This window comes from Curtobacterium sp. MCLR17_043 (assembly GCF_003224215.1).
Taxonomy (GTDB): Bacteria; Actinomycetota; Actinomycetes; order Actinomycetales; family Microbacteriaceae; genus Curtobacterium; species Curtobacterium flaccumfaciens.
The window spans coordinates 160,515-177,405 of the sequence record NZ_QKLH01000009.1 but is presented as its reverse complement, the minus strand read 5'-3'; the positions used below and the strand labels follow the sequence as shown (position 1 = coordinate 177,405).

Here is a 16,891-nt window from a genome sequence, read left to right as displayed (position 1 = left end):
CACGGAGGCGTCAGATGTGTATAAGAGACAGGCCGCACACCTCCCGCCACGACCGAAGGACCACCCCGCATGAGCATGACCCCGGAGCAGGCCACCTGGTTCGCCGACGTCGCAGGCCGCATCGTGACCAACGTCGAGCAGGTGCTCCTCGGGAAGACGTTCGTGATCCGCCTCGCGGTCACGGCGATGCTCAGCGAGGGGCACCTGCTCCTCGAGGACGTCCCCGGAACGGGCAAGACGAGCCTCGCCCGGGCGATGGCGCAGAGCGTGCAGGGCACCACGAACCGCATCCAGTTCACCCCCGACCTGCTGCCCGGCGACATCACCGGCATCAGCGTCTACGACCAGCGGACGCAGGAGTTCGACTTCCACCGCGGGCCGGTCTTCGCGAACATCGTGCTCGCCGACGAGATCAACCGTGCGAGCCCGAAGACGCAGTCCGCGCTGCTCGAGGCGATGGAGGAGTCCGCGATCACGGTCGACGGCGTCAACCACCGCCTCGCCGCGCCGTTCATGGTCATCGCGACCCAGAACCCGATCGAGCAGGCCGGCACCTACCGTCTGCCCGAGGCGCAGCTCGACCGCTTCCTCATGAAGACGTCCATCGGCTACCCCGACCACGCCGCGACGGTGAAGATCCTCGAGACCTCGTCGGCTCCGTCGGCGTCGGTCCCGCTGGCGAGCGTCGTGCCCGCCGCGACCATCACCGAGATGGCCGCCCTGGCGCGCACCGTGCACGTCGACGCCGTGATCGCCGACTACGTCGCCCGTCTGGTGGACGCGACCCGCTCGGCGAGCGAGGTCCGGCTCGGCGTCAGTGTCCGTGGGGCGATGGGCCTGATCCGTGCCTCCCGTGTCCTCGCGGCGCTGAGCGGTCGCCACTACGTCACGCCGGACGACGTGAAGGCACTGGCCGTCCCGGTCCTCGCGCACCGCCTGGTGCTCGACGCCGAGGCCGAGTTCGACGGCGTCAGCGCGCCGAGCGTCATCGCGCAGCTCCTGGTGGAGACCCCGCCGCCTGCCGACCGAGTCACGACGTGACGGACCGCCGGCCCGTCTCCACGCGCTCGCGCCGTCCGTCCTCGACGCGGTCGCGTCGTGGCACGACGGCGTACGAGCGCACGGGGACGGTCACCGGCATGACCAACGTGCGGACGCGCATCGTCGGTGACCGCGAGGGCGTCGCAGCGGATGCGGTCATCGGGATCGTCCGGCTCTGGGCAACGGCCTGGAGGCTCGTCCTGCGTCTCTGGGGCGAGGTTTCCTCCGTCGTCACCGGGCTCGGGTGGACGGTCGCCGCCCTGACGCTCGTCGCCTTCGTGACCGGCTACCGGTTCAGCCTGCGGGAGATCGTCGTCGTCGGGTTCGCCGGCGCCGTGCTCGCGGTGGTCGCCGCGGTGGCGTTGATCGGCCGGTCGCGGCTGGCGATCAGGATGCGGCTGCCGCAGCACCGTGTGGCGGTCGGCGACGACGCCGGCGTGATCATCACGGCCGAGAACCCCACGCGCCTGCCGTCGGTGCCGACCACGGTCGAGGTCCCGGTCGGATCCGGCCTGGTCGACGTCGCGATCCCGGCCATCGGGCCGCACGGCACCTTCGAGCGGGAGGTCCCCGTCCCGACGCTCCGCCGCGGGGTGCTCGACGTCGGTCCCGTGACGGGCGTCCGCGCCGACCCGGTGGGACTCGTCCGCCGCGAGCTCGTCTGGACCGCCCGTGAGCAGGTCATCGTGCACCCGCGCACCATCGCGATCCCGTCGACGAGCACCGGCCTGGTGCGCGACCTCGAGGGGCAGGCGACGACGGACCTGTCACCGGCGGACATCGCCTTCCACGCCATCCGCGAGTACATGCCCGGAGACGACCCGCGCACCATCCACTGGAAGTCGACTGCCAAGTCCGGCGCGCTCATGGTCCGGCAGTTCGAGGACACCCGTCGCTCGCACCTCGTCGTCGCGCTCGGCATCGCCCGCGGTGAGTTCGCCGACGACGAGGAGTTCGAGCTCGCGGTCAGCGCGGCCGCGTCCCTCGGCGCGCGGGCGATCCGCGACGGCCGTGAGGTCTCGGTCGTGGTGTCGCAGCGCACGCCCGAGTTCGCGAAGCGTGCCGTGTACGCGGTGCGGACGCTCCCCACCGTCACGCCGACGCGCCTGCTGGACGACTTCGCCTCGGTCGGCCTCGCTGACGCGTGCCTGCCGATCGCCGAGGTCTCCCGGATCGTCGGCAGCGACACCGAGGGCATCTCCGTCGCGTTCCTCGTGGTGGGGTCGACCGTCGGCCTACCCGCGCTCCGACTCGCCGCCACGCGGTTCCCCGTCGGGGTGGAGGTCGTCGCGGTGATCTGCGAGCCCGAGGCCCAGCCGCGGTTCCTGCGCGTCGCGGGTCTGACGGTGATGACCATCGGCTACCTGGACGACCTCCGGCACGCTCTGCACCGATCGGCCTCGGCAGCATGAGCGCCGCACCCGTGACCACCCCGGCCGGGGCACCGGACCGGGCGAGGCGCTCGACCCGGCGGTCCGACCGTCGCGACGCACGGCGGCTCGTGCCGTTCCGGCTCGCCGGCGGCACGCTGGCGGTCTGGCTGTTGCTGGCCGTCGCGAGCACGTCCTGGTGGCCGGTGTACCGGGACGGCGCGATGATCACCGCCGCCGTCACGGCGATCCTCATCGGGACGGTCGTCGCGCTCCTCGGCACCCTGTTCCGGCTCCCGACGGCCGTCGTGGCGGTCGCGACCGTCGCCGCCTTCACGCTCACGGGCGTCCCCGCCGCCGTGCCGAGTCAGGCCAACGGCCTGCTGCCCACCGGACGCGGCCTCCTCGACCTCTTCGCCGGCGTCGCCCTCGGTTGGAAGCAGCTGGTGACCATCAGCCTGCCGGTGGGCTCCTACGAGGCGCTCCTCGTGCCGTACTTCGTGACGTTGCTCGTGGCCACGGTGACCGCCGTGAGCGTGGCGACCCGCGCCTCCAGGCAGGAACTCGCGAGCATCCCGGCACTGGTGCTCTTCGCGGTGGGGGTGGTCGTCGGGCCGAGCCGGCTCGACACGTCGATCGTGACGGCGGTCGTCCTGGTGGGCCTCGCCCTCGTCTGGGCGCTGACCGTGCGGCACGCGCGTCGCGCCGTCGCGGTGGCGACCACCATCGGTGCACGCGTGCCGGTCGCGCGGTCGATCGTCCGCCCCGCCCTCGTGGGAACCGGCACCATCGTGGCCGCGGCGGTCGTCGCGACCGGACTCGGCCTGGTGGCACCTCCGTCGGGTGAGCGCACCGTCGCACGCACCGACGTCGTGAAGCCCTTCGACCCACGCGACTACGTCAGTCCGCTCAGCGGGTTCCGCGCCTACGAGGAGTCCACCGCCTCGGACGCGACCCAGTTCCGGGTGACCGGTCTGCCCGAGGGCGGGTTCGTCCGCATCGCGACGCTCGACACTTACGACGGCGTCGTCTACCGCGTCGGCGGGACCGATGGCTCCGCCGGCTCGGGCACCTTCGAACGGGTACCGACCGCGGTCGACGTCCGTGGAGTCCGGGGCACCACGGTCGACGTCGGCGTGACGGTCGACGGGTACCGCGGTGTATGGCTGCCGACGGTCGGTGACCTGGAGCGCGTGGAGTTCACCGGGCAGGACGCCGACGACGAGCGCGGCGCCTTCTTCTACAACGGGTCGACCGGCACCGGCGCCGTGGTCGGCGGAGTGGGAGACGGCACGTCCTACGACCTGACGGCGGTGCTGCCCGACCAGCCGACGGAACGGCAGCTGGCCACCGCGCGCCCGGGGAGCGCCGCCGTGCCCACCGCACGGGACGTCCCCGACGCCGTGCGCGACACCGTGGAGTCCGCGACGAAGGACGTGTCGGCACCCGGTGCGAAGCTCCTCGCCGCGGTGCAGTCGCTGCAGCGGAACGGGTACGTCAGCCACGGTGTCGGCGACGACCGGATGAGTCGGTCCGGTCACGGTGCCGACCGTGTCCAGGAGCTCCTCACCGCACCCCTGATGATCGGGGACCAGGAGCAGTACGCCGCGGCGGCCGCACTGATGGCGGACGAGATCGGGTTCCCGGCACGGGTCGTGATGGGCTTCACGGCCGGGGGAGACTCGGGCCGCGACGGCACCGCAGCGCGTGGCGGGACGACGACCTTCCGTGGGTCCGACGTCACGGCCCGCATCGAGGTGGACACCGCGCAGTGGGGCTGGGTGATGCTCAACCCCAACCCCGAGGTGCGCGAGATCCCGAACGAGCAGCAGCAGACCCCGCAGCCGGTCACCCGACCCGAGACGGTGGTGCCGCCGCCCCCGGTCGACCGGCAGGACCAGGACCAGCAGACGCCCCCCGAGAGCGACCGGAACACGCCGCCGGTGCAGCCGCTCTGGCTCCAGATCCTGCTCGCGGTGCTGCCCTGGGCCCTCGGGACCCTCGGCGTGGTCGCGCTCGTCCTGCTGCCGTTCGCCGTCATCGTGCTGCTGAAGCGACTGCGGCGCCGCCGACGACGGAACGCCACCACGCCGCGCGGCCGCATCGTCGGCGCCTGGGACGAGTACCGCGACGCACTGCTCGACCGCGGGCACGACGTGCGGCAGGCAGCAACCCGACGCGAAGCCGTGGTCGGTGCACCGGGCGACGGTGGCACCGGACTCGCCGCGCTGGCCGACCGTGCGGTGTTCGGTCCGAGTGACGCCGACCAGACCACCGCCGACCGCATGTGGGCGGCGACCGACGACGCGATCGGTTCGCTCCGGACAGGGCGGACCAGGCGGGAGCGGTTCCGCACCGCCGTCTCGCTCCGGTCCCTGCGGGGAACGGGACGCCGTCCGACGGCACGGTCCCGTCGGCGGACCGGCGGCCAGGCTGCGTCGGGGCGCGGCGACTACGATGTCCAGAGGCCGGACGAGCGTCGTGGACGGCCGAGTGAGGACAGAGGCACCACGTGATCAGATGCGAACACTGCGGATCGATGCTCCCGGTCGGAGCGATCTTCTGCGGTGAGTGCGGTCGCGCGGTCACCGCCGCCGCGAGCCGTCGCCCGGTCGCGCCGACCCCCGTCGAACAGGCGCCGCCGCCACCGTTGCAGCAGCCCGACGCACACGGCCGACGGTCCGACCCGGCTTCCGACGCCTGGTTGCCCGAAGCCACGCTCGATCCCGCCACCCGTGCCTGGCTCACCGGTGCCGACCGTCGCGGGACCGAACCGCCGGCACCCGTGCCGGTGCAGCGTCCTGACGACTTCGCGCCGCGCCAGGCCCCCTCCCATGTGCACGGTGCCGGCTCCGGGCTCGAGGACTGGTCGGGTGCGCCGGGCGAGTCCGAGCCTCCCCTCGACCCCGACGCATACCCGTCCGAACCCCTCGATGCGGACGACCCCGAACGCACGCGGATCGCCCCGGCTCCCGGTCGCCCCGAGACGCCCGAGGACCCGATCCGCGATGCTCCGTCGTCGGTGTCGGACCGGGCGGTGCGACAGCCCCTCGAGTCCCAGCCCGTCGAGCCCCAGCCCGTCGAGCCGCCGCCCGCTGCCGAGCCCTCCGTTCCGGTGTGGGCGCCGCCCGCTGCCACCGCACCCCCGGCGGCACCCGCCGGTCCGTCCTGGTGGGTCGGTCGCGGTACCCCGGCTGCCGAGGTGCCCGCCGATCCGGTCGTCCCGCCGATGCCGGGAGCACCCGCCGGACCTGCTTCCGAACAGGACGATGCGGCTCCCGCGCCCGACGAACACGCGGCACAGGACGCCCAGAACGCACAGGATGCACAGGAACCCCGGGACGCACAGGGTGCCCGGGACGCCTCCGAGCCGGAGCCCGACGAGGCGATCGTGGCGGCGTCGGAGACCAGCGCCACCGACGACCAGCCGGCCGTCGTGTCGCCCCCGCAGCCCGGGGACACGGCCGTGGTCGAGCCACTGATCGACCGTCGACCGCCCCGTCCGGCCCCGCTCGTCACCCCGGGCATGCACGAGACGACCATCTGCCACGTCTGCGGCAACCGGCTCGAACCCGACGACATCTTCTGCGGCGAGTGCGGAGCCGTCCGTCCGGCGGTCACCGCGGCCTTCACCGGCCCGGTCATGCCGCTGCCGATGACCCGACCCGACTGGGCAGCCGAGGAGTCCGACGGGCCGCAGGCCGCCGACGCGGGCAATGCTGCGGACGAGCCGGACGTGCTGGACGAGCCCGACGCGGATCCGGCCGTGCCCGCGGGTCCGAACGGGTCCGACGAGCGCGCTGCAGGCGACGATCCGGACGACGAGATCCCGGTGGACGACGATTTCCTCCGCGCCGAGGTCGAGCAGTCTGATGCCGGCCGACGTCCCCGCGGAGCGCACGCTGCACCGGTGACCGAGCCCGAGCCGCCGACCGAGGCGTCCGCCGTGGCGCGCACGCCGATCCCGCCGGTGCCCGGTTCCGCCACCGTCCCCTCCTCGGCACCGTCCGCCGACACCGCGGGCGTGCCCTCCGCTGCACCGCTGCCCCCGATCCCGGGAACGACCGGACCGGTGCTGCCGCTTCCGCCCGTCGACCGGTCGGAGTCGCCCGCAGCGGCCGGTGCGCTCGACGACCTCGACGAGGACGTGGACGAGACCCGCATCGTCGCGAAGACCCCGACGCGCGCACCGTTCGTGCTGCACTTCAGCACGGGTGAGCGGCTCGGCGTCCACGGCACGGGCCTGCTCGGCCGACTGCCGCGACCGCAGCCGGGGGAGCGCTACGACGACCTGCTGACCGTGCACGACCCGGGCAAGTCCGTGTCGAAGACGCACCTCGAGCTCGGCCGCGACGGCGACGACCTGTGGGTCTCCGACCGGTTCTCCGGCAACGGCACGGTCGTCCGGCACATCGACGGATCGATCCGCCGCTGCGAGCCCGGTCGTCGGTACCGCGTCGAGCGTGGTGCCCGCGTCGACATCGGTGAGCAGTTCTTCCTGGTGCAGTAGGCGACTTCTCCACAGATCGGGTCCCGGGCCAGCGCTGAGCTGCTCGTTCCTGGTGCGATGGGGTCATGTCCCGGTTCACCGCACGTTGCGTGATCGTGGGGGCCGCGGTCGCGCTCGTCGTGGCCGGGGTCCTCGCGCCGATCAGCGGCGCGGGGCAGGGCGTCCTGCTCGGCGCGGGTGCGTGCTGCGCGCTGGTCGACGTGGTGCTGCACCGTTCGGCCTCGCCAGACCCGGTCGCGGTCGTCGCTCCGCGCGGACCCGACCAGCCCGCCGAGCCCGGACCGCTCGGTGCGCCGGAAACGCTGACGGGCACCGTTCCCGGGGACGGCGACGGCACGCCGGCACTCGTCCTCGGGCACGGTCCGGGCGGCCGTGTGCTCCGGGTCGACGCCGTGTCCCACGTCGTGGTCGTCGGTGCCGGAGCACTCGCCGTCGCGGTGTTCCGCGGGCTCGCCGAGCAGCTCCGAGCCGCTGCCGTCCACACCGACGAGGACCTGCGCTGGGCCGCTGCTCCCGAGGTCCTCGACGCCGTGGGGACCAGCAGCGCCGATCCAGCCCCGAGCGCCCGGTCAGCGAGCGCCCGGTCAGCGAGCAGCCTGTCAGTGCACGCCCTGCCATGGGGGACCTCGGTCGTGGTGCGGATGGGGGCCGACGGCCGACCGCACGGGTCCGTGGTGCTCGTGGCCGGACTCGGATCGGCGCCTCGTCAGCGGGACGTCACCGTCGAGGTCTCACGGTACGGCTGCTCCGTTCGTCGACCTGACGACCACGCGGTCGTCCGGGTGTCCCCGGCGCTGCCGGTCCTCGTCCCCGACCCCGTGAGCGCCGATCGATGACCACCGCCGACTCTTGACCAGCGCTGCCCCTTGACCAGCGCCGACCCTTGACCGGCGCTGACCCTTGACCAGCGCCGACCAACGATCAGCGCAACCCGGCGCCGACCCGCACCGCACCGACGGGCACGCCACCACCGAGCACCCGCTCACCCGTCGCCTCGAGCACCTCGGCCACCCCGTCCGACGCCACGAGCCCGTTCCGCTCGAGCAGCGCCAGGGCCGCCAGGGTGCCGGCCCGCTGCGAGCCGTCGAGCACCTTCACGGCCACGGCCGCGCCTCCGGGCAACCCCATGACCATCACGCCCTCGGCACCGAGCTTCGCCAGCACCTGCAATCGCTCGATGGTGACCGTGTTCGCGCGTCCGACGCCGTCGATCGCCCACGGGTGCGCCAGGACCGCGTCGGTCAGCGCGGCGGAGTCGTCGTCGGCCCGTGCCACCACACCGGCGAACCCGCGTGCCAACCCCGTCAGGGTGAGCGGGAACACGGGGGCGCCGCAGCCGTCCGTACCGACCAGGTCGACGGTCTCGTGCGTGTACTCCTCGACCACGGAACGCACCCGCTGCTGCAGCGGGTGCTCGATGTCGAGGTACGTGGCTTCGTCCCACCCGTTCACCCGGCAGGCCGCGAGCATGCCGGCGTGCTTGCCGGAGCAGTTCATCGCCAGGCGGCGGGGGCCGTCCATCGTCCGGGCGGTCCCGCGGTCGAAGGGCATGTCGGGCGGGCAGCCGAGGTCGGATTCGACGTGGTCGAAGGACTCGAGCATGTGCAGGGCGAGCGCCTGGTGCGCCGCGGTGCCGGCGTGACTCGCGGTGGTGAGGACGAGTTCCTCGTCGGAGAACAGCGCACCGGCACGTCGGACGGCCAGGGCCTGGAACGGCTTCATGGTGGAACGCGGGTAGATGCTCGCGGTCACGTCGCCGACGGAGTCGATCACGGTGCCGCTCGCGTCGACGACGACTCCGGCGCCGACGTGCCGGCTCTCGTCGAACCCTGAGCGTTCGAGCACCGCCAGCTCGACGGAACCGTCGGCGGTGAGAGGATGGCGATCACTGCGGACTTCGGGGCTCACCGTCATGCCGCCATGCTAGCCAAGGCGAAGGGGCGCACCCGTGCACGACCACTCCTACGAGGTCTCCGTCAGCTGGACCGGCGACCGCGGGACCGGCACCTCCGGGTACCGCGACTACGGCCGCGAACACGTGGTCTCCGCGACCGGCAAGCCCGACGTCCCCGGCTCCGCCGACCCGACGTTCCGCGGGGACCGTGACCGCTGGAACCCCGAGGAGATGGTGGTCGCGGCGCTGGCCCAGTGCCACATGCTCAGCTACCTGCACGTCGCGGTGACGAAGGGCTTCACCGTCGTCGACTACCAGGACACCGCGACCGCGTCGCTCCGCCTGAACCGCGACGGTTCGGGCGAACTGACCGAGGCGACCCTGCACCCGGTCGTCACGATCCTCGAAGCCGACCGGGTCGCGGACGCCGAAGCCGCACACGTCACCGCCAACGAGCTCTGCTTCATCGCGCGGTCCGTGGCGTTCCCGGTGCACCACGAGCCGCAGCTGGTCGTCCGACCTGCGTCATTGGCAGGGGACTCTTCGACAGGTGGGGCAGACTAGGTCCTCGTGAAGCGTCTCCGCCTGCTCCCGATCGCCATCGTCCCCGCCGTCGTGCTGGGACTCGCCGCCTGCTCCGGCTCCGGTTCGAACGGGTCCTCGGCTTCGCCGACCCCGTCGGCCAGTGCCACGGCCTCGGCGATCACCTCCTGCCCCGACCCGGGCAAGTCGTCCGATGCCATCAAGGCGACCGGGTCGTTCGGCGGACCGAAGGCACCGACCGTGAAGTTCTCGTCCGGCCTGTCCGCGAAGACGCCGCAGGCCACCCGCCTCGTGAAGGGCAAGGGCGCGGCGCTCGACGAGGGCGACTACGCGCAGGTCTCCTACAGCGTGTACGAGGCATCGGACGCCAAGAAGCTCGGCACCGTCGGCTTCGACGAGGGCAACCCGCAGGTGCTCTCCGTCGGCGGATCGGGCTTCGGTGCGCTCCTCGCCTGCTCGAAGGTGGGCGACCGGGTCGCCGCGGTCGGACAGTCCTCGGCACTCGGCTTCAACACCGGCGGTGAGATCGTCGTGGTCGCCGACGTCGTCGCGCAGACCCCGACCAAGGCGACCGGTACCCCGCAGGACCAGGACCCGGGCCTGCCCACGGTCAAGGACAAGGCCTCGGGCGAGCCGGAGATCACGGTCCCCGACGGCGTCAAGGCGCCCACGAAGACCACGGTCGAGGTGCTCAAGCAGGGCGACGGCACCGAGATCGCCGACGGCGACACCGCCCTCGTGCAGTACAAGGGCGTCGTCTACGACACCGGCAAGGAGTTCGACTCCTCGTGGTCGAAGGGTGTCCCCACCACCTTCACCGTGTCGGAGAGCGCGCTCATCAAGGGCTTCGTCACCGGGCTCGTCGGGCAGAAGGTCGGCTCGCAGGTCCTGATCGTCGCCACGCCGGAGGACGCCTACGGCGCGAACCCGCAGGAGGGCTCGGGCATCCCGAAGAACGCCACGCTCGTCTTCGTGGTCGACATCCTCGCCAAGGGCTGACCGTGACGGACGGCCGCCTCGGCACCACCGGTCCGGACCGTCGGCGGATCGTCGTCCTCGGCAGCACCGGCTCGATCGGCACCCAGGCGCTCGACGTCGTCGCCCGCAACCCCGACCGGTTCGAGGTCGTCGGGCTCACCGCCGGCAGCAACCGCGACCTCGTCGCGGAACAGGCCGCCCGGTTCGGCGTCCACGACACGGCGTTCGGCGCGGCCGACTCGGAGCAGCTCGTCCGGAGCGTCGAGGCCGACGTCGTCCTGAACGGCATCACCGGCTCGGTCGGCCTCGGCCCGACGCTCGCGGCGCTCGAGAGCGGTGCCGTGCTCGCCCTCGCGAACAAGGAGAGCCTGATCGTCGGCGGCTCCCTCGTGCAGCAGGCCGCGGCGCCCGGGCAGATCGTGCCCGTGGACAGCGAGCACTCCGCGATCGCGCAGGCGCTGCGCTCCGGCGCCGACGCCGAGGTGCAGCGGCTCGTCCTGACGGCGAGTGGCGGTCCGTTCCGTGGGCGCACCCGCGAACAGCTCCGTGACGTCACCCCCGCCCAGGCACTGGCGCACCCGACCTGGGACATGGGTCTCGTCGTCACGACGAACTCCGCGACCCTGGTCAACAAGGGGCTCGAGGTCATCGAGGCCCACCTGCTCTTCGACGTGCCGTACGACCGCATCGACGTCACCGTGCACGCGCAGTCGATCGTGCACTCCATGGTCGAGTTCGTCGACGGCTCCACCGTCGCCCAGGCGTCGCCGCCGGACATGCGTCTGCCGATCGCGCTCGGCCTGGCCTGGCCGGACCGGGTGCCCGGCGTCGGCGTGCCGCTCGACTGGACGACCGCGAGCACGTGGACGTTCGAGCCGCTCGACCAGGACGCCTTCGGCGCCGTCGCCCTCGCCAAGCGGGTGGGTGAGCTGGGCGGCACGTTCCCGGCCGTGTTCAACGCCGCGAACGAGCAGGCCGTCGCCGCGTTCCACGCGGGTGCGATCGGTTTCCTGGACATCGTCGACACGGTCGAGCGCGTCGTCGAGGAGCACACCGCGGGGGAGCCGTCACTCGACGGCGTGCTCGCCGCGGAGCAGTGGGCCCGCACCGCTGCGGACCGCGCGCTGACCCGCTGACGCGAGTCGCGCCTCCCGTCCGACGCGGAGGCGGCAGACCGCGGACGTGACGCACAGGCCTGGAGGCCCGGATCACCTCTCAGACGGCGCTCGGCTCCGTCATGGAATCAGTCCCGTACTCTTTCCCGGTGACCGTCGAATCCGTCCTGCTCTTCGTCCTCGGCGTGGTCGTCTTCATCATCGGCCTGCTGGTCTCGATCGGACTCCACGAGCTGGGGCACCTGTCCTTCGCGAAGCTCTTCAACGTCAAGGTGACGCAGTACTCGCTGGGCTTCGGCAAGGCGATGTGGTCGTTCAAGCGGGGTGAGACCGAGTACGGGATCCGCCCGATCCTGCTCGGTGGGTACATCTCGATGGTCGGCATGCTCAAGCCGCGCGCCTCGGGCCGGGCGAACGCCATCACGAACACCGGCATGTACGGCGCGTTCGTGCAGGACGCCCGCCAGGCCAGCGCCGAGCAGATCGCGGACTCCGGCGGTGACGACTCCCGTGCCTTCTACCGCCTGACGCCGTGGAAGCGGATCATCGTGATGGTCGCGGGCCCGGCCATGAACCTGGTGATCGGCATCGTGCTGTTCGGTGTGCTGCTGTGCGGGTTCGGGGCGCCGACGACGACCTTCACGTCGAGCGTCGGGTGCGTGCTGCCGAACAGCCAGACGACCGAGTGCTCGCCCGGCGACGCGGTGTCCCCGGCGAAGCAGGCGGGCATCGAGTCCGGCGACGTCGTGCTCTCGGTGAACGGTGAGCAGGACCCCACCATCACCCGCGTCTCCGAGGTCTTCCAGGAGTCCGCCGGTGAGCAGGTCACCGTGGTCGTCGAGCGCGACGGTGCCCGCAAGACCCTCGAGATCACCCCGACGACCGCCACCCGCGACGTCTACGACGCCGAGGGCAAGGTCGTCAAGAACGACGGCGGCACCACGAAGACCCAGCGCGTCGGCGTGGTCGGCGTCAGCATCGGGCAGTCCCTGGTGCGGCAGTCCCCGGCCGAGGTACTGCCCGCGACCGGCGCCCAGATCGCGGCGTCGGCGCACCTGATCATCGACCTGCCGCAGCGCCTGGTCGCCGTGTGGAACGCCGCGTTCGGTGCCCAGGAGCGGTCGCAGGACAGCCCCGTGTCGGTGGTGGGCGTGGGCCGCGCGATCGGCGAGGTCTCGTCGATGAGCGGCGTCCCCGTCGTCGACAAGGCGTACACGATCCTCGGGCTGCTGGCCTCGCTCAACATCGGCCTGTTCGTGCTGAACATGGTGCCGCTGCTGCCGCTCGACGGCGGACACATCGCTGGGGCGCTCTGGGAAGCGATCAAGCGACGGTCGTTCAAGCTCGTCGGCAAGGCGGACCCGGGGCCCATCGACCTGGCGAAGACGATGCCGCTGACGATGGTCGTCGTGGTGCTGTTGGCGGGCATGAGCGCGCTGCTCATCTACGCCGACATCGTGCGGCCGGTGAACCTGTTCGGGTAGTCGCTCCGGCGCTACGCTCAGCGGATGACCACAGCCGCCCCGAACCCTCCCGAGGTTCGCACCGTCGAGCGCCAGGGCCTCGACGTCATTGCCGAGTCCGATCGGAAGGGCACCCCACGGGGACTGTTCTGGCCGTGGTTCGCCGCGAACATCTCCGTCCTCGGCATCGCCTACGGGGCGTTCGTCATCGGGTTCGGCATCTCCTTCTGGCAGGCCACCGCCGTCTCGGTCGTCGGGGTGGTGTTCTCGTTCCTGCTGTGCGGCGTCGTCGCGATCGCCGGCAAGCGGGGGTCGGCGCCGACGATGGTGCTGAGTCGTGCGGCCTTCGGCGTGCGGGGCAACCGGGTGCCCTCGTTCCTCAGCTGGATCCTTACCGTCGGGTGGGAGACCTCGCTCGCCGCCCTGGCGGTCCTGGCGACCTCCACGGTCTTCACCGAGCTCGGCTGGGACGGCGGGGTGCTGACGAAGGTCGTCGCGCTGGTCGTCGTCGCGGCGCTCGTGGTCGGGGCCGGCGTCGCGGGCTTCGACGTGATCATGCGCCTGCAGACCTGGATCACGGTCATCACGGGGGTGCTCACCGTCGTCTACATCGTGCTCGCGGTGCCCTCCATCGACTTCGCCGCGATCGCCGCGATGCCCTCCGGCAGCGGTCAGCAGGTCATCGGGGCCCTGGTCCTGGTGATGACCGGCTTCGGCCTCGGCTGGGTGAACGCTGCTGCCGACTACTCCCGGTACCTGCCGCGGGCCGCGTCCACCGGTGGGGTCGTCGGGTGGACGACCTTCGGCGGCGCGCTGGCCCCGGCGATCCTCGTGGTCTTCGGGGTCCTGCTCGCCGGGTCGTCGCCGGACCTGAACGCCGCCATCCAGGACGACCCGATCGGCGCGCTCACCACCATCCTGCCGATCTGGTTCCTCATCCCGTTCGCGATCGTGGCGATCCTCGGGCTCGTCGGGGGAGCGGTCCTCGACATCTACTCGTCGGGCCTCGCGCTGCTGAGCGTCGGCGTGAAGATCCCGCGGCCGGTCGCAGCCGGGGTCGACGGCGTGTTCATGGTGGCTGGGGCGATCTACATCGCGTTCTTCGCCGAGTCGTTCGTCATCCCGTTCCAGGCGTTCCTGATCACCCTCGGCGTCCCGATCGCGGTGTGGGCCGGCATCTTCGTCGCCGACGTCCTCCTGCGCCGACGCGCCTACGCAGAGGCCGAGCTCGACGACCGCCGCGGCCGCTACGGTGACGTCCGGTGGGGCGCGATCGCCCTGGTCGTCGTCGGCACTGCGCTCGGGTGGGGCCTCGTCACGCTGGCGTCACCCACGTGGTTGACCTGGCAGGGCTACCTGCTCGGTCCGTTCGGCCTCGGCGGACGCGAGGGTCCCTGGGCGTACGCGAACCTCGGCGTCCTCGTCGCCCTGGTCGTCGGGTTCCTCGGCACGCTGCTGTTCGCGCGCGGGTCGGTCCGCCGCCAGGAAGCCCTGAGCACACCGGGAGCACCGAGCACCCCGGACGACCTGCGATGAGCGCGGAGATCCCCGACGACGCCTGGCTCGTCGTGATCGACATGCAGCAGGTGTTCACCGGCGAGAACCCGTGGGCCGCCCCGCGGTACGACCACGCCGGCGCCGGCATCGAGCGGCTCCTCCCGCGGTTCACGGGCCGCACGGTCTTCACCCGCTTCGTGGCTCCGGCGGAGCCCGAGGGTGCGTGGGTGCCGTACTACCGCGACTGGCCCTTCGCACTGGTGCCGGAGGCCGACCCCCTGTACGCGCTCACCGAGCCCTTCGCGTCGGCCGCCGCGGACCGGAACGACCCCGTCGTGACGGAACCGACCTTCGGCAAGTGGGGGACGAGCCTCCAGTCCGTCGTCGGCGACCACCCGCACCTGGTGCTCACGGGAGTGTCGACCGACTGTTGCGTGCTGTCGACCGCGCTGGCCGCGGCCGACGCCGGTGCGTCGGTGACCGTCGTGGCGGACGCCTGTGCCGGCGCCAGCGACGAGGACCACGACCGAGCGCTCGCGGTGATGCGGCTCTACGCCCCGCTGATCACGGTCGTCGACTCGGTCCGGGAGCTCTGAACAGACGCACGGGGACCGGACCCGGCACGGTCAGACCGAGCGCGTAGAGTGCTCACGTGCCCGCAGTCAACCTCGGTATGCCCAAGTCCCCCGAAACCCTCGCTCCGCGTCGCAAGTCGCGGCAGATCCGGGTCGGCAAGGTGCTCGTGGGCGGCGACGCCCCGGTGTCCGTGCAGTCGATGACCACGACGCAGACCACCAACATCAACGCGACGCTGCAGCAGATCGCTGAACTCACGGCCTCGGGCTGCGACATCGTCCGGGTCGCCGTGCCCACGCAGGACGACGCCGACGCGCTGGCGATCATCGCGAAGAAGTCGCAGATCCCCGTGATCGCCGACATCCACTTCCAGCCGAAGTACGTCTTCCAGGCGATCGACGCCGGCTGTGCCGCCGTCCGCGTCAACCCGGGCAACATCCGCAAGTTCGACGACCAGGTCGGCGCGATCGCCAAGGCCGCCAAGGACGCCGGCGTCTCGCTCCGCATCGGCGTGAACGCGGGGTCGCTCGAGCCGAGCCTGCTGCAGAAGTACGGCAAGGCCACCCCCGAGGCGCTCGTCGAGTCCGCGGTGTGGGAAGCCTCCCTGTTCGAGGAGCACGACTTCCACGACTTCAAGATCTCGGTCAAGCACAACGACCCGATCGTGATGGTCAAGGCCTACCGGCAGCTCGCCGCCGCCGGTGACTGGCCGCTGCACCTCGGCGTGACCGAGGCCGGCCCGGAGTTCCAGGGCACGATCAAGAGCGCCACCGCGTTCGGCATCCTGCTGGCCGAGGGCATCGGCGACACCATCCGCGTGTCGCTCTCCGCCCCGCCCGCGCAAGAGGTCAAGGTCGGCCTGCAGATCCTGCAGTCGCTCAACCTGCGCGAGCGCAAGCTCGAGATCGTCTCCTGCCCGAGCTGCGGTCGCGCGCAGGTCGACGTCTACCAGCTCGCGAACGACGTCACCAAGGGGCTCGAGGGCATGACCGTCCCACTCCGCGTCGCCGTCATGGGCTGCGTCGTGAACGGCCCGGGCGAGGCGCGCGAGGCCGACCTCGGCGTCGCTTCGGGCAACGGCAAGGGGCAGATCTTCGTCAAGGGCCAGGTCGTCAAGACCGTGCCCGAGGCCGAGATCGTCCAGACCCTCATCAACGAGGCGAACCGCATCGCGGACGAGATGGGTCCGGCCGCCGCCACCGGCACGCCCCAGGTGATCATGGCGCCGTAGGCGCGACCACCCTCCGACCGGAGGCCCGGTGCCAGCTGGCACCGGGCCTCCGGTCCGTCGTCGTGCGGTACCGGCACTGGTGCCATCGCCGGTCGGCACGGTGCGTGCTTCGCGCTTCCGTGCGGGGTTGATCGCTCCGTGCGAGGCTGCAGGCGCGCACGCAGCGGCTGGTGCCGCACCGGCCGATGAACCTCGCACCGTGCGGCTCTGCTCCGCGTCGCCGACGGCGCCCGCGGCGCGGCCGACGCGGGCGACGCACCGCGGACCGGCTCGGAGGCTCGCTGCGGCTGCTCGACGCGCGTCCCCTCCGCACAGTGCGGACTTCGCGAGCGGCCGCCGGGTTGATCGCCCCGTGCGAGGCTGCAGGCGCGCACGCAGCGGCTGCCGCCGCACCGGCCGACGAACCTCGCACCGTGCGGCTCCGCTCCGCTCCGCGTCGCCCGCGGCGCGGCCGACGCGGGCGACGCACCGCGGAACGCCGCGGAGGCCCGTTGCGGCTGCTCGACGCGCGTCCCCTCCGCACGGTGCGGACTTCGCGAGCGGCCGCCGGGTTGATCGCCCGGTGCGAGCCTGCAGGCGCGCACGCAGCGGCTGGCGCCGCACGAGCCGGCGAACCGCGCACCGTGCCGAACCGCGCCGCCAGCGCCCAGCGGCGGGGACACTGCAGGGAACC

Annotated in this window: 13 protein-coding genes; 12 read left to right on the top strand and 1 reads right to left on the bottom strand. The window is 72.3% G+C overall.

Going from position 1 to position 16,891, the window contains the following annotated elements:
- The first annotated feature begins 69 nt into the window (after positions 1–69).
- From DEJ03_RS10820 to DEJ03_RS10800, 5 genes are all read left to right on the top strand, one after another.
- On the top strand, positions 70–1,041 hold the full coding sequence (locus DEJ03_RS10820) for a MoxR family ATPase (protein WP_027465773.1): 972 nt from the start codon (positions 70–72) through the stop codon (positions 1,039–1,041).
- A gap of 98 nt (positions 1,042–1,139) precedes the next feature.
- Complete coding sequence (locus DEJ03_RS10815; protein WP_258370746.1) at positions 1,140–2,453, top strand: DUF58 domain-containing protein; 1,314 nt, start codon at positions 1,140–1,142, stop codon at positions 2,451–2,453.
- Positions 2,450–4,927 (top strand): DUF3488 domain-containing protein, encoded by a 2,478-nt coding sequence (locus DEJ03_RS10810; RefSeq protein ID WP_110864599.1) that lies wholly within the window; start codon positions 2,450–2,452, stop codon positions 4,925–4,927. Before DEJ03_RS10815 ends, DEJ03_RS10810 begins: the two co-directional genes overlap by 4 nt.
- A 23-nt stretch (positions 4,928–4,950) precedes the next feature.
- Positions 4,951–6,921 carry an FHA domain-containing protein gene (locus DEJ03_RS10805; RefSeq protein WP_110864598.1) on the top strand — a complete coding sequence of 657 codons (1,971 nt, stop codon included), beginning with the start codon at positions 4,951–4,953 and terminating at the stop codon, positions 6,919–6,921.
- 65 nt (positions 6,922–6,986) lie between these two features.
- Complete coding sequence (locus tag DEJ03_RS10800) at positions 6,987–7,757, top strand: hypothetical protein (protein ID WP_110864597.1); 771 nt, start codon at positions 6,987–6,989, stop codon at positions 7,755–7,757.
- 85 nt (positions 7,758–7,842) lie between these two features.
- Here the strand turns inward: DEJ03_RS10800 and DEJ03_RS10795 are convergent, their stop codons facing one another.
- On the bottom strand, positions 7,843–8,835 hold the full coding sequence (locus DEJ03_RS10795; protein ID WP_110864596.1) for an asparaginase: 993 nt from the start codon (positions 8,833–8,835) through the stop codon (positions 7,843–7,845).
- A 34-nt stretch (positions 8,836–8,869) separates the two neighbouring features.
- On the opposite strand from DEJ03_RS10795, the gene DEJ03_RS10790 reads away from it, so the two are divergent.
- From DEJ03_RS10790 to ispG, 7 genes are all read left to right on the top strand, one after another.
- Positions 8,870–9,379: an OsmC family protein gene (locus DEJ03_RS10790; RefSeq protein ID WP_071404620.1), complete on the top strand. Its 510-nt coding sequence runs from the start codon at positions 8,870–8,872 to the stop codon at positions 9,377–9,379.
- Positions 9,380–9,385: 6 nt separating this feature from the next.
- Complete coding sequence (locus DEJ03_RS10785; RefSeq protein WP_071404621.1) at positions 9,386–10,357, top strand: FKBP-type peptidyl-prolyl cis-trans isomerase; 972 nt, start codon at positions 9,386–9,388, stop codon at positions 10,355–10,357.
- 2 nt (positions 10,358–10,359) lie between these two features.
- Entirely contained in the window at positions 10,360–11,472 is a 1,113-nt protein-coding gene (dxr, locus tag DEJ03_RS10780; RefSeq protein ID WP_110864595.1) for a 1-deoxy-D-xylulose-5-phosphate reductoisomerase, read from the top strand.
- Between the two features lie 128 nt (positions 11,473–11,600).
- Entirely contained in the window at positions 11,601–12,935 is a 1,335-nt protein-coding gene (locus DEJ03_RS10775) for an RIP metalloprotease (protein WP_181422682.1), read from the top strand.
- Positions 12,936–12,959: 24 nt separating this feature from the next.
- Positions 12,960–14,450: a cytosine permease gene (locus DEJ03_RS10770; RefSeq protein WP_110864593.1), complete on the top strand. Its 1,491-nt coding sequence runs from the start codon at positions 12,960–12,962 to the stop codon at positions 14,448–14,450.
- Positions 14,447–15,007, top strand: a complete 561-nt coding sequence (locus DEJ03_RS10765; RefSeq protein WP_110864592.1) for a cysteine hydrolase family protein — start codon at positions 14,447–14,449, stop codon at positions 15,005–15,007. Before DEJ03_RS10770 ends, DEJ03_RS10765 begins: the two co-directional genes overlap by 4 nt.
- Positions 15,008–15,063: 56 nt before the next feature.
- Positions 15,064–16,218: a flavodoxin-dependent (E)-4-hydroxy-3-methylbut-2-enyl-diphosphate synthase gene (gene ispG / locus DEJ03_RS10760; RefSeq protein WP_171907786.1), complete on the top strand. Its 1,155-nt coding sequence runs from the start codon at positions 15,064–15,066 to the stop codon at positions 16,216–16,218.
- The last annotated feature ends 673 nt before the right edge of the window (positions 16,219–16,891 follow it).